Annotated in this window: 12 protein-coding genes; 6 read left to right on the top strand and 6 right to left on the bottom strand. The window is 56.7% G+C overall.

All coding sequences use genetic code 11. The features are described from left to right. Nucleotides 1-12: 12 nt before the first annotated feature. The 3 genes from ACGY09_RS05660 to ACGY09_RS05650 all read left to right on the top strand — a co-directional run bounded on the left by ACGY09_RS05660 (nt 13) and on the right by ACGY09_RS05650 (nt 3,139). Nucleotides 13-942 carry a pseudouridine synthase gene (locus tag ACGY09_RS05660; RefSeq protein ID WP_397570806.1) on the top strand — a complete coding sequence of 310 codons (930 nt, stop codon included), beginning with the start codon at nt 13-15 and terminating at the stop codon, nt 940-942. 75 nt (nt 943-1,017) lie between these two features. Further along, nucleotides 1,018-1,902 (top strand): dihydroorotate dehydrogenase electron transfer subunit, encoded by an 885-nt coding sequence (locus ACGY09_RS05655; RefSeq protein WP_373651238.1) that lies wholly within the window; start codon nt 1,018-1,020, stop codon nt 1,900-1,902. A 10-nt stretch (nt 1,903-1,912) separates the two neighbouring features. Beyond that, a complete protein-coding gene (locus tag ACGY09_RS05650) occupies nt 1,913-3,139 on the top strand; it encodes a cofactor-independent phosphoglycerate mutase (RefSeq protein ID WP_397570805.1) in 1,227 nt (408 codons plus the stop codon). Nucleotides 3,140-3,305: 166 nt separating this feature from the next. Here the strand turns inward: ACGY09_RS05650 and mazG are convergent, their stop codons facing one another. From mazG to hrpA, 4 genes are all read right to left on the bottom strand, one after another. Then, the gene (gene mazG / locus ACGY09_RS05645) at nt 3,306-4,241 is read right to left on the bottom strand and encodes a nucleoside triphosphate pyrophosphohydrolase (protein ID WP_397570804.1); all 936 of its coding nucleotides are present in this window, start codon (nt 4,239-4,241) and stop codon (nt 3,306-3,308) included. 133 nt (nt 4,242-4,374) lie between these two features. Then, nucleotides 4,375-5,379 (bottom strand): DUF4351 domain-containing protein, encoded by a 1,005-nt coding sequence (locus tag ACGY09_RS05640; RefSeq protein ID WP_397570803.1) that lies wholly within the window; start codon nt 5,377-5,379, stop codon nt 4,375-4,377. 18 nt (nt 5,380-5,397) lie between these two features. After that, nucleotides 5,398-6,936 (bottom strand): xylulokinase, encoded by a 1,539-nt coding sequence (gene xylB, locus ACGY09_RS05635; protein ID WP_397570802.1) that lies wholly within the window; start codon nt 6,934-6,936, stop codon nt 5,398-5,400. A gap of 474 nt (nt 6,937-7,410) precedes the next feature. After that, complete coding sequence (hrpA, locus tag ACGY09_RS05630) at nt 7,411-11,709, bottom strand: ATP-dependent RNA helicase HrpA (protein ID WP_397570801.1); 4,299 nt, start codon at nt 11,707-11,709, stop codon at nt 7,411-7,413. A gap of 1,202 nt (nt 11,710-12,911) precedes the next feature. Here hrpA and ACGY09_RS05625 point away from each other — a divergent pair. Further along, nucleotides 12,912-13,658 (top strand): PEP-CTERM sorting domain-containing protein, encoded by a 747-nt coding sequence (locus ACGY09_RS05625; protein ID WP_397570800.1) that lies wholly within the window; start codon nt 12,912-12,914, stop codon nt 13,656-13,658. Nucleotides 13,659-13,821: 163 nt separating this feature from the next. Here ACGY09_RS05625 and ACGY09_RS05620 read toward each other — a convergent pair whose 3' ends face one another. Next, a complete protein-coding gene (locus ACGY09_RS05620) occupies nt 13,822-15,114 on the bottom strand; it encodes an MFS transporter (RefSeq protein WP_397570799.1) in 1,293 nt (430 codons plus the stop codon). A 422-nt stretch (nt 15,115-15,536) separates the two neighbouring features. On the opposite strand from ACGY09_RS05620, the gene ACGY09_RS05615 reads away from it, so the two are divergent. Beyond that, complete coding sequence (locus tag ACGY09_RS05615) at nt 15,537-16,814, top strand: glycosyltransferase (RefSeq protein WP_397570798.1); 1,278 nt, start codon at nt 15,537-15,539, stop codon at nt 16,812-16,814. Here ACGY09_RS05615 and ACGY09_RS05610 read toward each other — a convergent pair. Then, complete coding sequence (locus ACGY09_RS05610; protein WP_397570797.1) at nt 16,723-17,484, bottom strand: DUF2334 domain-containing protein; 762 nt, start codon at nt 17,482-17,484, stop codon at nt 16,723-16,725. The genes ACGY09_RS05615 and ACGY09_RS05610 overlap by 92 nt on opposite strands. A 647-nt stretch (nt 17,485-18,131) precedes the next feature. Between ACGY09_RS05610 and ACGY09_RS05605 the strand changes: the two genes are divergently transcribed. Continuing rightward, a complete protein-coding gene (locus ACGY09_RS05605) occupies nt 18,132-20,063 on the top strand; it encodes a vWA domain-containing protein (protein WP_397570796.1) in 1,932 nt (643 codons plus the stop codon). Nucleotides 20,064-20,127: the final 64 nt, after the last annotated feature.

Below are 20,127 nucleotides of genomic sequence, written 5' to 3'. Positions count from 1 at the left end.
GAAATCCGATTCATGCCGCTTCCGCCCTCCCGTTCTGATTCTGAAGACAGCCATTTCGACGACGACGATTCAACGCTGGAACGCCTGCAAAAAGTGCTGGCTTCGGCGGGAATCGCCTCGCGACGTCATTGCGAAGAATACATTCGCGACGGTCGCGTGACCGTGGACGGCATGACCGTCACCGAACTGGGAATGAAGGTCGATCCCCAGGCTCAAAAGGTCTGCGTGGATGGCGAGCGGATCAAATTCCAGAAGAAACAGTACTTCCTCGTTAACAAGCCCGTGGGGGTCGTCTGCTCTAATGCCGATCCGCAGGGACGTCCTCGAGTCATCGATCTCCTTCCCCCGTGGCTGGGCCGCCTGTTCTCGGTCGGCCGGCTGGACGAGTCGTCGGAAGGTCTGCTGATCGTCACTAACGACGGCGAACTGGCACATGCTCTGGCTCATCCCCGCTTTCAGGTCGAGCGTGTCTATCGCTGTATCATTGCGGGAATCCCAACGGACGACACTTTCAAGCAACTGCGTCAGGGACTGCACTTCACGGAGGGAAAGTTCCGGATGCGGGACGTTCGCCGGATCAAGACGAACGGCAAGAGCACTCTGGTGGAGGTCGTTCTGACGGAAGGTCAGAACCGGGAAGTTCGTCGATTGTTCGCGCGAGTGGGGCACAAGGTGCTGAAGCTGCGGCGAACCGCGTTTGGTCCAATGAAACTGGGGGAACTGGAAACTGCGGCCTATCGTCCGCTTTCACCTTCAGAAGTGCGGGTACTGAAGCAGTACGCCGCGAGCGATCCGTCCCGCCGTCCCTCCTGGCGCAAGCAGGAAGTTGTTAATCCTCAGCGGAAGCGGATCAAAGGGGTTGGAAAGCCTCGCCGCAAGCCAAGCTCGAGGATTCCCACCGCGAACCGCGGCGGTTCCAGGAACAAACGACCGCGGCGCTGAAGTTGGCTGGTCGAGTCACCCACGTTGCCCCACAACCAGAGAATTCGTACGCAGTAAGGCCTAACCGGTAGAGATATGACTGAGAATCCGTTGGATCTTCCTGGCCTTGTCCCGACAGCCGTTCAGAAGTTTGCGACGATTGTCGAGCACGAACGGATGGCGCGGAACACATGGCGAATGCGATTAGGATGCCCAAGCCTGGCACGTCAGATTGTCCCGGGACAGTTTCTGATGATTCGGTTGGCCGATCGCAGCGATCCGTTGCTGGCCCGTCCGTTCGCTCTATACGACGTGTATTCAGATGCCTCCGGTCAGCCCGAAGGAGTCGATTTCGGCTATGTCGTGGTCGGAAAGATGACAACGCTGCTGGAGTCGATGAAAGTCGGTGAACGCGTGGAAGTGTGGGGACCGCTGGGGAATGGCTTTCCCGTGCCCACCGCAGACCACCTCATCATCGCCGCCGGTGGGATTGGGCAAACCCCGTTTCTGGCTGTCGTCCGCGAAGCTTTGAAACGAAGAGCTTACGGCAGTCCTCACAGAGCAGTAACCAAGGTCCCTTCCAGAATTACGCTGTGCTATGGTGTACGAAGTGTGGAGTACCTGGCTGGCGTGAAGGATTTTCAGGACGAAGGGATCGATGTTCAGATTGCGACGGACGATGGTTCGGCCGGTCATCGCGGATTTGTGACCGATCTGGTGAAACCTCTTCTGACCGCAGCTACGACGCCGACAGTCGTTTACAGTTGTGGTCCGGAACCAATGATGCACGCGGTGGCAAAATTGCTGAAAGAGACTTCGATCCCCGGTTGGCTTTCACTGGAAACACCCATGGCCTGTGGATTCGGTGCCTGCTTCAGTTGTGTCACTCGCATCACGCAAGATGACGGCACCTGGGATTATCGTCGGGTCTGTGTCGAAGGACCTGTCTTCGCCGCTGATAAAGTCGTCTTTGACGTTTGAAAGTATCGCTATGAAATTTGCTTTGGTGATTCCGGACGGCGCAGCCGATGAACCGCAACCTTCCTTAGGGGGAAAGACCCCATTCCAGGCAGCCGCTGTTCCGAATATGGACGAAGTCGTGCGACTGGGTGTCGTCGGCCGCGCGGATCATGTTCCAGCCTCGATGCCCTCCGGCAGCGATGTCGGAACGATGAGTCTGTTTGGCTACGACCCGCTTGAGTTTCATACGGGACGTGCGCCACTGGAAGCCGCAGCTCAAGGGATCGAGTTGGGAGTGAATGACTGGTGCATCCGCTGCAACTTTGTCACGGTGGCCAACGGCGAGATGGTCAGCTTTACGGCAGAGCAAATCCCGACGGACCTCGCGCGAAAGCTGATTGAGACGCTGCAACGTGATCAGTGCGGGAACGAGCACTGGAAGTTCTATGCGGGCGTGAGCTATCGCAACCTGCTGGTCTATCGTGCTCGTGACACGGTTGCTCCTTTCGGCAACAAGACACTCACCACTCCTCCCCACGACATTACGGGCCAGGGGATTGAACCCTATTTGCCGCAAGGCCCGGGGTCTGAACTACTGCGTGAGTTGATGGAAAAGAGCGAAGGGTTGCTCGCCGGCTCTCCTGAAAACCAGCAACGGGCTGTTTCCGGAACGCATACCGCGACGCAGATCTGGCTTTGGGGGCAGGGGCAACGGCCGAATCTGACGCCGTTCCTGGAGCGATTCGGCCAACGCGGGGCGGTCATCACAGCAGTGGACCTGCTACGCGGCATTGGCCGGCTCCTCGGCTGGAAAGTGATCGAAGTTCAAGGTGCCACGGGCTATCTCGACACGGATTACGCGGCTAAAGGACGCGCTGCAATTCAGGCACTCAAAGACGACGTCACTGATTTCATTGTCGTTCATGTTGAGGCCTCAGATGAAGCGTCGCATGAAGGGAAGGCGGACGAAAAAGTTCGGGCCCTGGAACAGATCGACCGGCATATTGTGGGGCCGCTTCACGAGTATCTGCGCTCACAAGGTGAATACCGATTGCTGATCTGTCCTGACCATCCGACATTTCTGCGAACCAAGACGCACAGCCACGGCTACGTCCCATTCGCTTTGTGTGGCACGTCGATTACGGCGGATTCCGCTACGACCTATGACGAAATCGCAGCGGCAAAGTCTGCACTCCGTCTTGATCGCGGCTGCGAACTCATGAATCTGTTATTCAGTCCGGCCCATGGCTGCACATAATTGTCCGGGTCAGAAAATCGTGTTCAGCATGTGGAAATAAATGCTCGAACCGCTGAGCTTAGTCTGCGAACGGCCTGCCGCTCGCAGACTGAGAATTTCGGCAGAGAATCGATGTGACCTGATGTCTCGAAGTTAACGAGCGTCTGCCATTGTCGATGAAGAGTTGCTAGCGGGGCTCTCCATTCCCGGACTTTTCAATTTGCTTGCCTTCCTGGTAGAGCTCCTCCATCTCAGTCAAGCTGGCTGAATGAATATCGCGTCCCGTTTCCTTGAGGCGCCGCTCGATGTATTCGACTCGTCGCTGAAACTTGGCGTTGCTGGCTCGCAGCGCTTCCTCGGGGTTGATGTGCCAGCGTCGTGCGATATTGGCCACGACGAACAGGACGTCACCGATTTCGGATTCGATTCGGCGTTGCTGTTCCGCAGTGAATGGTTCCGGATCTGGCTCGACCGGAACATCCACGTTCGCTTCAACATGGGGAATCTTACCAGCCGGGAAGATTTCAAACGCCAGTTCCGTGATCTCTTCCTGGAGCTTATCGAACAACATGTTCCGGGTCGGAAAGTCATAGCCGACGCGAGCGGCTTTCTTTGAAAGTCGGGCTGCACGGGCGAGCGCGGGCAGTTCGGCAGGCAAGCCGTCGAAGATCGATTGCCGAGCCTTCTCTGATCGTTTAATCCGGTCCCAGTGCAGCGCGACGTCATTCGCGGTGCCGACCTTCACGTCACCGAACACATGCGGATGACGTCGAACGAGTTTGCGAGCAATTACATCGACGACATCGTTGAGGTCGAACCGACCTTGATCGGCTGCAATCTGGCTATCCAGGAGAACCTGAAGTAGAACGTCCCCGAGCTCTTCCACAATTGCTCCGTCGTCGCCGGAGTCGATCGCTTCCAGCAGCTCGTAGGTTTCCTCCAGCGTATAGGGCTTGATTGATTCCAGGGTTTGCTGGCGGTCCCAGGGACAGCCTTCGGGTGATCGCAGTTTTGCGATGATCTCGCAGAGTTCACTAAAGCGGGATCTCAGTTTCTCCAGATCGGGTGGCACTCCTTCGGCGATCAAAGGTGGGAGCGAAGCTGGCTCGGTCGAGTCGGGCATGTTTTGTTCAACTGGAAAGAGAGGTTAGTCGATCCACGTCATAGTAAAGAGCGAGCGCAGAGTTTGGGAGCGCTTCGATCGCGCACCGCGAAACGCCATCGACAGGGTGATTCACGGGAGGAACCGAGTTGCCTTATGATGGGTCGACGGCATGTGCTTCCAGCCACGTTTTCAAGTCAGCGACCGACCGGAAGTCCAGCAGAGCAACGCCCAGGTCTTCGGCCTGTTCAAACGAAAGCTGCTTGACCTGCTGTTGAACGTCGACGGGGATGTCACCGCAGAGTCGACTGAGCTGTCGAACCAGAATTGCACTTCCTCGTTCGAGGCCTTTCTGAAAACCTTGCTCGAGTCCTTTCTCCAGGCCGCGTTCTTCCGCGTGTCGTTCAATGGAAGTGATGTACGGCATTTGCAGTTCCTTCTCGAAAGAAACCAGATCCAATTCAAACTGGCGCGTCAAATCCGGTCGCAGATGCATCATCCAGTCGATCAGACGGTAAAGCTCGCGTATCTCACCCGCATTGTAACCGACGGAGTAAAGATTACGAATAAGCTGAGTTTTCGCATGAAACCGCTCTTCGGGATTTCCTGCCGTTCTCAACGCCGCGATTTGGGCTCTTGCCACTTGAACGGCCAGCGACGTGTCATCCGCCCAATCTGATTCCAGGTGGTCGATCACCTTGCAGACGGGGAACAAGCGGTAGCTGACAAAGCCGCCAAGTTCAAACCGATGTTCACGTGGGGGCCACCGGGGATTGATATCCGCGAGGATCACTAATGTGATGACTTCCTGCCGGAACGTCCATTTCAGGCCGGCATTGTACAGATCCAGTCGTTGTTCGAAGTCAGACTGGAACGCCGTCTGGATTTCCAGATGGCATAAGATCCACTGGTCCTTTCCATCGCGGAGCAGGACCTTGAACAGCAAGTCCACTTCCTGATTGCGTTGCCCTGCCTGTCCGATGATCTGGCTGATCTCTTTGTCGAGCCAGACGGGATCGCAGGACCAGTCAATCGACTGGGCGAGGGAAGGAAAGAACCTGCCCACAAATTGGGGCAGGTGCAACCGTAGGGCTTCTTTCCAGGCTCCATCGTAGTCTCTGTCTTGACGCTCATGCGTTGCGTCTGCATCGTCAATCATGACTATTCCTGCGGCATGTCAGGACTCGGAAACGATCTTGGCGATATCCACAAACTCGTTCTTGAGTGCTTTATACAGTCTGCCGAACATCGGATACGACTTCGTGTAAATCCTCTTGGCTTCGGCCTGAGGATCTGTGCTTGCGACGACTTTGACCATCGCTCCGCACGCTTCGACGACGGACTTGAACTTGCCCGTTCCGGCTGCCGCCAGGAGGGCCGCACCGAAGGCGGGGCCTTCTTCCGTATTAATCAGGCTGACGCGGCGACCATAAACATCGGCCTGCATCTGCCGCCAGAAATCGCTGCGTGCTCCCCCGCCGGACAGCCGGATTTCTCGGATTGGAATGCTCATCGAGTTGATGACTTCCAGTGAATCACGCAGAGCGTATGTCGCCCCCTCCATGATCGAGCGGATCATGTGGGAACGGCCGTGACGAAGACTGAGCCCGATCCAGCAGCCCCGGGCGTGAGGATCTGCGTGGGGCGTCCGTTCACCCGAGAGGTACGGCAGAAAATACAACCCCTCGCATCCCGGAGGAGCTTCCGCTGCCTGTTCTGTAATGAGATTGTACGGGTCAGTCTTCAGTCGTTTGCCGTCGGTCATTTCGGCTTGAGCCAACTGATTGCGGTACCACTGCAGGCTGCCACCGGCAGAGAGGACCACACCCATGACGTGCCACTTGCCGCGCACAGCGTGGCAGAAGGTGTGAACTCGTCCTGCGGGGTCAATCTGGACCTCGTCGCTGTGGGCGAAGATGACTCCACTGGTCCCCATCGTTGCCGAGATGATGCCTCGTTTGACGATACCATTTCCGACGGCGCCGGCTGCCTGATCACCCGCGCCCCCGACGACCGGGACACCTTTCTTCAGACCGAGCAGCTTGGCCGCTTCTTCGGTAAGAACACCAGTAATATCTTCCGATTCAAACACTTTCGGGAGAGCCGACATTTTGATGTCGAGACGGTCGATCAGCGGTTTGCACCATTCTCTGGCCCGTACGTCTAGGAGCAATGTCCCCGATGCGTCACTGACATCCGTTGCAAATTCCTGAGTCATGCGGAAACGGATGTAGTCTTTCGGCAGCAGGATATGAGCGACCTTCGCGTAGTTCTTCGGCTCATGACTTTTCAGCCATACGATTTTTGGAGCCGTAAAGCCGGTGAGGGCAGGGTTCGCGACCATCTCAATCAGTTTGGCGCGGCCCCCGACCTTGTTTTCAATATCGATGCATTCCTGGGCCGTCCGCTGGTCGTTCCAGAGGATGGCGGGGCGAATCACTTCGTTCTGTTTGTCCAGAAACACACTGCCGTGCATCTGTCCGCTGAGTCCAATCCCGGCGACGTCATCGGCCTTGATCTTGCCGGATTTCAGAACCTTTTTGACGGTAATCTGAGTCGCTTCCCACCAGTCTTCGGGATTCTGTTCTGACCAGCCAGGCTTTGGGGAAGAGAGTTCGTACTCTGAAGTGGCACTGGCCAGGATGGTGCCATCCTCACGCATGGCCAAAGTTCTTGTACCGCTTGTGCCAATATCGATCCCCAGAAAGACTGCCATCGTATGCGGTTCCTTGATTCGAGCGAACGGGTAATTGGCGGAGCGAGTTCAGGCAAAAACCTCAAAACGTCCCTCCTCCCCATCTCAAGCGGGCCGAAGGGGAGGTGTGAATTGGCAGGAGCTTGCGGTTAATGGACTCGAGCGTCCCAAACAATTGATAAACCTGTATTATATCGCGAATCGGGTGAACTCGCCACGCAGTCACTAACGCGTGACTGGAATGCAGCTGACTGCGGTCGCGACGGCACCATTCAGTGAATTTGCAGAGGACTTACTTGCTATCAACTCTGCGTAATCCGGGCGAAAGGGCTAAAACATCGCGATAATCGTTACTACCGGACTCGTCCAATTCACATCTTCTCCCCGGAAATTTTCAAATCGGGCAGAAGTTAAGTCGCGGTGGTATTCCTGTGCGAACAGAAGTTCCAGTGACCTCATGAGGAGGTTGAAGCACGATCCTGTACGACGGTTTGATTACTGCTTCACTTTCTCCCATTGCTTATCCAGCTTCTTTTCGGAAACGGAGATGCTGGTTCCCAGTTCCTGGGCAAACAGCGCCACTCGCAATTCTTCGCTCATCCAGCGATAGCTCTCCAGTTCCTTGTCGTAAATGTGCTGGTCTGCGTGAAGTTTCAGTCGCTCGATCCCTCTCCGCCACCGCAGGACAATCTGCTGCTGCAATTGCTGATCTCGCGCTGCGCCACCGCTGGTCAACTTCTGAAGGCGTAGCGAAATTCCTCTCGTATACCGCGGGAACTGCACCAGCCACGGCCAGGGTGTCCGGACCAGAAAACCGGGTGAAAAGAGCTGAGCCAGTTGCGAATGCACATCCAGCCGGGTTGTCTGCCACTGTGGATGAGCGGTCTTTTCCCAGATCCGACGGACTTCTGCATAAGCCTGAAAAAGGGAAGTGAGAAATCCCGTAATCTCGGTTACCGCAGCAGGCATGCGGGTCCGACCAAGTCGCAGACACTCCCGAAACTCGGCGTCACTGCGAGGAAATTTGTCGGACGCCAGGAATGCCCGATCGGCGAGCAGTTCCAGCACCTGAGTTCGAAACGGGAACGGAGGGGGGAACGACTTGGCCGACAGTGCCCAATTCTGCAGCGACGGCAGGTGGTCGATCTGTTGTTTCAACTCTCGAAACACCGTCAGTACGATGAGGCGCCGGACACCGAACCGCATTTCATGCTGCGATTTTTCCAGTGTGTCGAGCAATCGGAGGGAGGCGGAATCTTCCTTATCCATCAGGGTTGGATACCCCTTGAGTGCGACACCGCGGCGCATGACATCGATGACTGGGGGGAGAGTACCGCAGTCCCAGGTCTTGATACCGTCCCGGATCCAGCGAGGATCGTCGGATGCCGAGAAACTCACGGACGCGATCGCGCCGAACTCTTTCCGTAAGGCGGTCAAGTCTCGTCCTGCCGCGAGGGTGCGACCTTCGCCATCTGTGACGCGGATCAGCATTCTCAAGTGGTCGGGCAGCTTAGACTCGTCGAAGGCGGTGACGGGAATTTCGATTCCGGTCACAAACTCAATCCCCTCGACGATCGCTGCTTCGAGCGATTTCTCCCCGAACAAGACTACTTTGGCGACTTCTGCTGCGACTTCTGGAATCGGCACCAGGTCCCGGCGAAGTTCCTTGGGTAATGTCCGAATCAGAGCGACGATCTTGTCCTCGATCAGGCCCGGTACGAGCCATCCAAGTCGCTCGCCATCAAGCTGATTGAGACCTTCCTGGGGAACTGTGATGGTAACGCCGTCGTCAGGCGCACTCGGGTCGAGTCGATACGTCAGCGGAAGCGACAGATTCTTCATCTGGATCGTATCGGGGTACGATTCCTTGGTGGCGACGATAGCATCAGCTTCCAGTAGATCCGCATCGACCATGAGCAATCGATTCTGGTCAGACGGTGCTGCCGAGCGGAGCCATTGCACAAGCCGGTGTCCGTCATTCACATCAGCAGGAAGACGTGAATCGTAGAAATCGAACTGAGCCTGTTCGGCTTTCAGCAGACTTCCTCGTCTGACGCGTGTCTGCAGATCTTCCAGTTGCTTTACGAGCTTCCGATTGTGAATCAAAAATGCTGGGGGCGCCGTGAATCGTGTCGTGACTGACTGCCCGGTTGATCCCTCGGCAGCGGGAACAACCGCCGCTCGAGAACCTCGTGAGGCGGTTGTTTCGCTTCCGCCAGTCCCTTGAGACGGTGCTTGCTTTCCAGCACCCCGTTGCGAGTTCGTGCGATCGGGATTCCGCGACTGATAATTCGAGTAGTCACGTCGTTGAGATGGCTCGGAATCGGAGTCATCTTCCGGCCATTCTCCGTAGACAAGCGCATGTTGAATGAACAGCTCGCGGGATTTCACCGGTTCGATCCGGCTGTATCGGATCCGTCGACGGGGGACCAGTAGCAGTCCGAAGAGCGTCACCTTTTCGTAGGCCATGACGGCCAGTGAATCTGGATCCCAATGCGGCTCGCTATACGATCGATCGATCAGATGTTCCGCCAGTGGTTCAATCCAGGCGGGATCAATCTTGGCCACCGTTCTCAGAAATCGCCGCGTCGTTTCGACCAGTTCTGCGGCGACAATCCACTTTGGTTTCTTCGCGGCCAGTCCGGAACCGGGCCAGAGGTAAGCCTTCATCCCCCCGGCCGCAAGGTATTCCCCACTCTCCGTCTTGAACGCGATGCTGGACAAGTAGCCCGTCAGCAGCGCTCGATGAATGGCACCGACGTCGTGGCGTCGGATGAAAAGGGTGTCGACCTTTTGCGTCGTCGCACTGGATTCGGGTTGTTTGGCCCGTTTTGTAAACGGGTTCGATCCCGCTGTCGCGGAGCGAGTGCCCTGCTGCTTGCTGGAAGATTCGTTCGCATGATTCGCAGCAGGTCGCGATTCCCGCCCTCGCGTCTCACTCGCCATCGATTCCCTGACGATCTGGACCAGTTCGGCGTGCACGTCAATCCACTCGCGCATTCGCGTCCACGACAGAAAATTCTGGTGACAGGCTTTGTGCAGTTGTCCCTTTGACAGCTCCCCTTTCAGCTTGTGATAGAAGTCCCACAGCTTCAGATCACTCAGGAAATCGGATTCTTCGTCCGCAAAGCGTTGATGCGATTCGTCTGCCTGCTTTTGTTTTTCGAGTGGACGTTCACGAGGGTCCTGCACTTCGAGCGCTGACGCGATAATCAGGGCATCGCCCAGACAATTTTCTTCGTGTGCGGCCCAGATAATCCGCGCAATGCGCGGGTCGACCGGCAACCGCGCGAGCTTGCGACCAATTTCCGTCAACTTGTGGTCTTCGGTGACCGCACCGAGTTCGAACAGAGTCTTGTAACCGTCTTTGATCGACTCTGGCTTGGGGGGCTCCAGGAACGGGAATTCTTCAATCTCTCCCAGCCCTAGCGTCTTGGTTTGCAGGATCACGTTGGCCAGATTGGATCGCAGGATTTCGGGAGGCGTGTACCGTTCCCGGCTCTGGTAGTCTTCTTCAGAGTAGAGTCGAATGCAGACACCGGGACCGACGCGACCGCAGCGACCAGCCCGCTGATCGGCGGAAGCACGGGAGACCGGTTCGACAGGCAGCCGTTGCAGTTTGGACTTGGGCGAATAGCGGCTGATTCGCGCGGTCCCCGTATCAACGACGTAGCGGATACCAGGGACGGTCAGCGACGATTCTGCCACGTTGGTGGCAATCACGATTCTGCGATTGGAGGCTGTCTGAAAGACACGTTGTTGCTCGGCCGCGGAAAGTCGGGCATAGAGCGGCAGAATGTCTGGTTTGCTGCCGCCGAAGGTGCGACCACGCAGCGTTTTGGCCGCTTCGTGAATTTCCCGTTCGGTTGGCATAAACAGCAGGACGTCACCGGGGCCGCGTGAGCAGACTTCGTTGACAGCGTCCGCCACCGCCTTGGGCCAGTCCGGTTCATCTCCATTCTGGTCCACTGTCGGGGGACGATAAATCATCTCGACCGGGTAAGTCCGTCCCGAAACCTCCAGTACGGGCACCGTTCCAGCGATGGGGCGGAAGTGATCGGCAAATCGCTCGGCATCGATGGTGGCCGAGGTAATAATGACTTTCAGCTCGCGCCGCCGGGCGACGAGGCGATGCAGGTTTCCCAGCAGAAAATCGATGTTCAGCGACCGCTCGTGCGCTTCATCGACGATAATCGTGTCGTAGTCGTCGAGGAACGGGCGGCTTTGCGTTTCGGCAAGCAGGATTCCGTCGGTCATTAACTTGATGTAGGTCTGTGACGACGTCGCATCGGCAAAGCGGACCTTGAAACCGACTTCCCGCCCGACAGACACCGACAACTCTTCTGCCACGCGAGTGGCGACAGACCGGGCGGCGATTCGGCGGGGTTGAGTGTGCCCGATCATTCCCGCGACACCACGACCGAGTTCCAGGCAAATCTTGGGAAGTTGAGTCGACTTCCCAGAACCGGTCTCGCCGCAGACCACGACGACTTGATGATCCCGAATGGCGGCGGAGATTTCGTCCTTCCGCTGGACCACCGGCAGTGCGTCGTCGAACGACAGTTCGGGAACGCCGCGCAGACGCTGTTCGTAACGCTGGCATGATCTGGCCAGGTCTTCCTGGAATTTTTCCAGCCGCTTGTCGCCCCCTTCCTTAGGTGAAGGAGATGCTGAACTTCCCTTTGCCGGAGGAAGCTGGCTCTGGAAACGTCGCCACTGCTGGCGCAGGCGGTGCCGGTCAACCAGCATGGTCTTCGAAAGGGAAGCTTCGATTTGGGCGGCAATTTCGTTCATGGTTGTCGATGGTCTCAGACACCGGACCACTGGGGGCGGATGGTGCGTGTTTGGGCGTTTGCTCCCCGCCTCAGCCGGGTGGGACGAGGGGTTCGGACGGGAGATTGACGACTTAGGTCCGAAATTGCTTTTCCAACGGTAAGCATTTTCCCGCGAAGAACTTCAGTTTAAGACGTGAAGGAAAATCGAGGAAGGAGTCCGACACAAGAACTTCCCTCGGAGTTCGGATTCCCTGGAAAATCTTGCCGAAAAGGGGCAGATCGCTTGTCGATCGAGGAACTCGTACGGCGACCCCTTCGACCTGGAGCAGATGTTTCTGTCCCTCTCTATAACGTGAAACGGGCCGTTAGCCGGTGCTCAGAGCGCTCTTGTTGCCCAAATAGCCAGCCGTCGTTGTTTCGCAAATCAGTCGTCCAAACCGAAGTCCCGGCCACCTGGCCCCCTGAAACGTGCTCGGCGGGGAGGGGATTTGTGGGCGGCTCCTTCCAGATCAAGCGTCTTAGCGATCCGGCCCTTTCGATCCCCCGGGTGCAAGTGGGCGTTGCAGGAGAAGTCGTGCGTGAAGTTTGCTCAGAACCTAAGAATCGCTTTTCCACGACACAGGGCTCGCATCGAGAATCTGTTCACTACTTCAGGCGAATGCTTCGCCCGTGACCCGCAGTGTAATTGTTGAACTCCTCGCTCAGAGAGCTGGAAAACAGAGGGTTTTCGGCTTTTTGGATGTCTCAATGCCCATGTTCAATTTTTTGGGAATTTGTTCAGATTTTTGACTGGCCAGTCTCTGGGGCAGGTCTACAACCTTAAAGCTTCGACGAATTGCATCGCAGAATTTCACAACTTCTGCCAGGACGCTCAGGATACGGATCCAGTCCAACGATTCGGCGTGGTCCCTTTTCGCCGGGAACGCAGGGCTTTCATCGTTCTCGACCGATCAGATGCGGTCCCATTGATTCCGATTCGAACCCTCTTTTGAACATCTCAGATCGGGAGGCCAGTTCGGCTTCGGTCTCGGTGTTTTTGTCACTCACTTCTGGCGATGCGAACTCAGCGGGCGAATTTGCCACGCGTGATCGCCGCTGCACGCTCCTTTGGACCTGAAAAAATTCGACAGGCGAATTCTGCGCTGTCGGCTTCGACACCCCACATCAGCGAGTTGCGATGGGCCGCTCGCAAATCTTTGTCTGCGTAGAGGGACTGGTTACATGATTCCAATGATGACTCTGAAGTTTGCACGAAGCCTGACGTTACTTCTGGTGCTGAGCACCGCGGCCACTGTCCAGGCAGGACAGATTCAATACATCACTCCGGCTGGATCAACCACAAAGGATGGTTCCGTCGACGCTGAAGCGTTTTTCACGCTCAGCAACGGCAGCCTTCAGCTGACACTGACAAATCTGTTCGCGAATCCGAAAGCCGACGCTCAAACGTTGAGTGCCATCAGCTTTAAGGTCAGTGGCGCGACCGGGTCGGGTGCACTTACGACCACGGGAAGCGGGCTGATCACCAACATCAGTTCCGGGGGGGCTTACACCGCCGGTGTGACGGATCCACTGAACCGATGGGATGCAACCCTCAGCGGGTCCACTGTCGACTTGACGACCCTTACGGGTGGAAAGCCGAACCGTCTGATCATTGGTGCGGACAGCAAAGGCAATTTCGATCCGGCACTAGGGGGCAAATACAGCAACGCAAATCCTTCGATTGTTCAGCATACACCCATGGTTCTCGGGTCGGCGACCTTTGATATTCTGATCAAGGGCATCACAGAGGGAAGCAAAATCAGCGACGTCATTTTCCAGTTCGGTACGGCAGCAGGTTCTAATCAAGTCGCTGGCGAGGCCGTTATCCACCACGCGCCCGAGCCATCGACTTTCGCACTGCTGGGACTTGGGGGAGCCGGCTTCGCCATCCGCACCTACCGACGCCGTAGAGCAGCAGCCGCTGTCTGAGAGACTTCAATTCTCTGTTCGCCAGTCTCACGGTTCGCATGATCCCCCTCCCCGCCCAAATCTTTCAGGCGGGTTGAGGGGATTCTGCCATTGAAGGGCTTCACTGACCGGAGTGGAAGCTGGCCGTCAAAGACTGTTCTGGACTTTTGAAGCGAATTACTCATCACCCCTCTTCGTGTGTCGTCTCGCGACTCGCCATGGGGGGTGGGGGCTTCGTGAGTAGTACCTTGGGCTGATTGACAGCGACGTCTTGTTCAGGCTGTGGCCGGGGTAGGACGAGAAGGACCTCATGAAGGAGGAACAGGGCAATCATCAGGATTGCCAGTGTTCCGCTCGCTGTCGCCAGACCCCACCGGTCGGCGATCATTCCCGTGATTCCGGGAACGACGGCTCCGCCGGACATCGCGCAACCGACCTGAAGTCCTACTGCGGCGGTTGCCAGTTCCTGTCCGAGCCGACTCAGGGTCCTGGTCATCAGGCAAGGAAAAACCGCCGCGAATCCCAGTCCTACCAGACCAAGGCCAAACAGCGACGCCTCGATCGGGAACAGGGAGCCTGCGAACAGGATTCCTCCGATTGACGCCCCGAGAAGGGAATAGCGTACCAGGCGATCACAGCCCACCGTCTCAACGATATTTCCCAAGAGCAATCGACCGCAGAGCAGCCCTGCCCAATACAGGGCGACTGCGGCACTTGCCCCCACCGAGGAAACACCGCGGTGCTCTGTCAAGATGGTGTAGGTCCACTGGCTGACTGCCACTTCCAGCCCTGTGTAAAGGAAGAATGCCAGTATCTGCAGACGAACAATCCGATGTCCAAGGGCCGCCGTGAGACTGATGCTCGAGTCGGACGAGGATGCTGCGGAGGTAACACCTTTCCATTGTGTCACGCCAAGGCGAAAGATCAGTGACAGCGTTAGTAGCAGCAACGCAATCCAGAAATAGCCTTGCCGGTAGGTTTGACCACGTGCAAAGACGGACGCCATCACAAGCGGACCTGAGATGACTCCCGCGCAGTAGAACGCGTGCAGCCAAAGGACGTGCCGAGCCGGAAGATGTTGTGCGGCATAGCCATTGAGTCCTGAGTCGATCGCTCCGGAGCCCACCCCGTGCAGGCAACTGCACAGCAGCACGACGCTCCACCAGGGAGAGCAGGCAAATCCCAGCATGGCCAGCCCGACCATGGCCGTGCTCGCACAGAGAATCCATCCGATCTGCCAGGAACGGCCGAATCGCCCATATGTAAAACTGCTCGCCAGATAACCCAGGCCAGAGACCACCAGCAGCAGTCCGAGAGCTGGCTGCCGAAGTTGATAAGTGTCACGGATTGACGGCCACGCGACACCAATGGCTGCGTCCGGCAATCCCAGACTGATGAATCCCAGGAACGCCAGAAGAACGAGGGACGCCGAAGGGGTCCCCGTGCGAATCGTTTCGTGCGTCGATGCGTTTGGCACTCACCAGTCCTCTGACTCAGGAATCTCGACGGTGTGCTGACATTCTGCAAATTCGTTAGTGAACGCACTGCCGGTGCAATCCGCACGGCAATCGTGGTCTCTTACAAGGACCACTCAAGTACTGTTTTGGACGGCTCTGACCGCCTCTGTACAAGGTCGATGGACCTGTGGAGACCTCTCATTTTGCCTGACGCCAAACTCCCGCAAGGGGCGGCTCATTGCTTCAGAATGCTTAATTTCACTGACTGCCAGAATCGTTAATTTGCATTCAGTCTATTACGACCTAGGTTTCGGCTGCGTGGTGGCTCTGAAGAAGTCATCGGCTTCTCTGAGCGACAGTCTGATTCCGTTTGTCCAATTTCGAGCTGGCGGCGTGCGTTGCTGCTTTTGGATTGCCGCTCGAAATACCGTTCAGGTCTCCTATGAACTCGTTCCCCGTCCAGCTTGTTGCCTGGCTTATCGCTACGGCATGGTGCGCCGTTCTGGCGGTCGTCATTAAGGCCAACCGTAATCGGCACAGGATTTTAAGGCCGCTTCCTCCGGGAACGACTCAGGCAAATCCGCAACGACTCAGTGTCATCGTTCCGGCCCGGAATGAACAAGAATGCGTTGAAGTCTGTATTCGATCACTGTTGAGGCAGGACTATCCGGACCTGGAAGTGATCGCGGTCAATGACCGCAGCACGGATCAAACGGCGACGATTCTCGATCGACTGTCTCGTGAATTTCCCGATCAGGTGCGTGTCTTACACATCGAATCACTGCCGGAAGGCTGGTTCGGCAAACCTCACGCACTGGATCGTGCGATGGCACTCGCGACGGGCAAACTGCTGCTGTTCACGGATTCGGATTGTGAGTTTCTCGCACCATCGGCACTGCGAACTGCTGTCAGCGAATTTGAGAGCCGGGGACTGAACTTCTTTACGATCGGGGCCTGCTACACGATGCCTTCGCTGAGGGAACAGCTTGTTGTCCCCGCCTGTTCGGAAGTCGTTCTGCAATGGTTGCGCCCTGAACGGGTTGAGGATCCCGACTGGCCCGATACCTTCGCCAACGGCGCGTTTATTATGACAGACCGTGCCGCGTTTGAGCGACTGGGGGGCTGGTCTACCGTACGGACAAAGGTGAGTGAAGATTTCGAACTGGCCCGTGCCTATAAACGAGCCGGCTACCGAACGGGGCTCGCGCAGGCTCTGAAATTCTACAATACACGCTCCTATGGAAGCATGCGGGAGTCATGGGATGGCTGGAGCCGGATCCTGGCCGGGGCGCTGACGATTCGCCAGTTGATGATCACGGTGCTGCGGATGTCGATTATGACCTATCTCCCGCTTTGCGCCGTGATTCTCGGGGCGGTACACGTGGTCCGTACGGGTGACTTGGGCTACTTCGTCCGGGGAGCGATGCCGGCGTTTCTGTGGGCTTATCTGTGTCGAACCGGTTTGGATTTCACCGTCTATCGTTTAATTGGTGCACCGGTGTCGGTGGCGATACTGGCTCCCGTGGGCCGGGCATTTGCGATTGCCGCGTCGCTGCGGGCAGCGCTGGCACGAGCGGGAATTGTCAGAACTTACTGGCGCGGTGCGGCCTTTACAGCCAACCGGCTGGTCACACCGCAGTCGCCTTCGGTTGCAGCGGCTGCCCCAAACCGAGAGATTCGAGCAGAATCGGCTGTCGCCCCGCACGCAGCAGTCTCGTAACGGTGCGCTCGATCTGAGGCAGGAAGCCACGGTCCAGGTCAAGGGGATGCAGCACGACGCAGGGACAGGCCTGACGACGAAACCGGTATTGGAGTTGTCCGTACCGGTAGCCGAGGAGGCAGAGAAAACGAATCGGCGAGACGTCCCAAATCCAGGAAGAAAGAGGGAGTTGCTGGCCGTCCGACGTAATAACACGTTTGTACCCGACGGTGTAGTGCATTCCGAAACGTGCGAGTCGTTCCGGGGTCGCCAGTCCAATGTTGTAAGTCGGGGCGATGAAACCTCGCGCGGGTTCACCGAACCAGCGGGTCAGAATCTTCTGTCCTTCTGCCAGTCGCCAGTCCGTTTCGGCGTCGTCCAGCCCATTCATCTCGTCCTTGCCATCGGCAATGCGTGAGACCCAGCCGCTTCCCTTGCGACGAAAATGCTCAAACCCGTGCAGCTGGATGTTGCCGTATTCTGCTTTCACGCGTTCCAGGAATGGCCGGTCTTTTTCTGTCAGTTCCTCCCCATCCCAGCAGGGAACCACGGCGGCTGACATTTGATTTCCGATCAGCGGCGCCAGCGTGGACGTGAATTGAGCCACGTGCCGCTCGTAAATCGGGGCCACATCGTGCAGCATCACGCAAAAGACGCGAGAATAGTCGAGAGTGATTGGTTCGCTCATCATTCCTGCCAGATCGCGGGATGAATTGTCGGTCGTTGACCCGATGACGCCGACGGTGCAGTTTGATTCCCTCTGAATTCGACTGGGGCGGGTTGGCGATTGAGTCGCGACCGAAAAGAATCCGACGAGACGCAGAAATAGAGGACCGCAGACTGTACCTTTGATAAGGTGGGAGCATCTGCTGCAGCAGGTCCATCGAGATCGACCACCCCATCCGTCGCATCCCTGCAACGGATTCATAGCGGGATCGGAAGGGAGGCAACGTGACTCCCGGATCGCGGTCGGTCCGGACGCCGCAGGGGCGAAATTCCGGGGCGATACGGAAAACAGCAGGTCAGGAATTTGGGTCAGGGGGTTGGACGACCCACAAAAACGAACTTTTTCGGGGTATCGGAGGTATTATTGCTAGAGCGATCTTCTTGAGGGAGTCGCGCTGGCCTGGGGCTGCGGATTGAGCCTCCTCTGAGCCAGTGTTCGGTGATGAGAGACGGCGGAGAATTGCTTCAGCGGAATCGGTCGAAACGAGTGCAGCAATTGAATGGACCTATGCGACGGAGTAGATTGAACTTTGGTGAACGGGGAAGAGGAATCGGGACTTTTCTTCCAGATTGCTGACTTCGCGACGAGATACGTCAATACAGGAGCTGCTCGTGAGCACAAATGCATCACAGCCTGAAGTTTTTGAAATGCAGGTCGAGAGCACTCGGATTCCTCGTTCGCTGCTGCTGGCGTGTCTCATCAGTCTGGTTCTGCATGTCGCTTTTCTGGGAACTTTGGGGCTGATTAAGTTCGCTCAAAAAGTTGACCTGATGTCGACCATCACCACCGTCATGGATCAGGAAGACGACGATCCGCTGCAGCATAAATTCGATACAGCGATGAGCGATCAAGTTGGGAACGAAGGGGATACCAACACGTTCTCGGCATCGCAAGAGGCCTCGACGGTCCTGTCAAAAGATGCCCAGGTCGAAATTGAAAAAACGGTCGATTCCAACTTCACCGTCGCCACACCTGTGGTGGACGAACTTCCGCAACCAGCCAAGTCGGACGTGCTGGCGGCAGTGGCCACCTCAGGTGCGACCGAACATGTGGGGGGAGTTGAAGGGGCGATCGACCGTCTCTCGTGGGAGATTGCGAACTCCCTGCGCGAAAAGAAAACGCTGGTTGTGTGGTTGTTCGATGTCTCTCCATCGCTGTCTGGTCGGCGAGCCCAGATTGCGGACCGTGTCGAGAATGTTTATAAGCAATTGACCCAGCTTGATGTCGGAGCGGATACGGCGCTCCGCAGCGCTGTCGCGATCTTTGACGAGAAGTGCACGATCGTGACGGAGAAGCCAGTCGATGATCCCGCTGAACTCGTCAAAGTTGTACGGAAGATCAAGTCAGAGACGAACTCCTCCGGGATCGAAAATACCTTTTCTGCCGTTAATCAGGTTGCGAACAGATATAAGTCGCAGAGCGACAAGCACAACCGCGTCATGCTCATCGTCGTGACGGATGAGGCGGGTTCCGATTCGGCTCAACTGGAACAGGCGATCGCGAACTGCAGCAAGTACCAGATGCGGTGCTACTGCGTCGGTGATTCCGCCCCGTTCGGCCGGGAAACTGTCGAAACCCAGTTCGAGCTGGAAACGGGTGAAATGGTGATCGGGGTGATGCAGAAAGGCCCTGAATCGTTCTTCCCGGAACTGGTCCGACTGGGGTTCTGGGGAGCCAACAGTTATGACCTCGATGACATGTCTTCAGGTTTTGGTCCGTACGGTCTGACACGACTCTGTGCCGAAACAAATGGGCTCTATTTCATTGCGGATAACGGACGCGGCCAGCACCGATTCGATCCCGCTGTCATGCGAAACTATGCACCGGACTATCGTCCAATCCCGATGCTCGAACAGGATCTTCGCAAAAACAAGGCGAAATCGTCTCTGGTGGAAGCGTGCGCCGCCGTCGTTAGTGAGACGCAACGCCGCAAGGTGCTCAGCATTTCGATGCCGCGGCTCGACTTCAAGTCTGACAACGATACGGTGCTGCGTCAGGAACTGACCGAAGCTCAGAAGCCGATCGCGGATCTGGACTTAAGTCTGGACACCTTGTTGCGCGTGCTTGAGCAGGGAGAAAAGGATCGAGCAAAGATCAAGGAAGCACGCTGGAAGGCGAGCTACGATCTGGCGATGGGCCGCACGCTGGCTCTTCGTGTCCGTGCATTTGGCTATAACACCATGCTGGCGGAAATGAAGTCGAATCCCAAACGATTCGAGACTCCGGGCAGTAATAAATGGAACTTAGTTCCGTCAAAAGAAATTACATCCGGAGCAGCCACAAAGAAGATGGCCGCGAAAGCCAACGAGTACCTGAGTCAGGTGATTGACGATCATCCCGGGACACCTTGGGCACTGCTCGCCGAACGGGAAAAGAGCGTGCCGATGGGATGGGAGTGGAAAGAATCCCATTATGACCCTAATCCCGTCATGACCGCCGGCAATCAGAAGGCGGGTCCGAAATTTATCGAAGTCACCGATCCCGTGACCAAGAAAAAGACGAAAAAAGAAGCTCCTCCTGAACCTGTCCGTCGCGACATCTAAGAGCTCCGGTTAGCTCAGGGGAACTCCTGTTAGCAGACTGCTGCAGTCGGAATCCGAGTGATCT

The sequence above is a fragment of the Schlesneria sphaerica genome, assembly GCF_044336245.1.
Lineage (GTDB): Bacteria > Planctomycetota > Planctomycetia > Planctomycetales > Planctomycetaceae > Schlesneria > Schlesneria sphaerica.
This window is presented reverse-complemented; position numbering and strand designations above follow the sequence as displayed.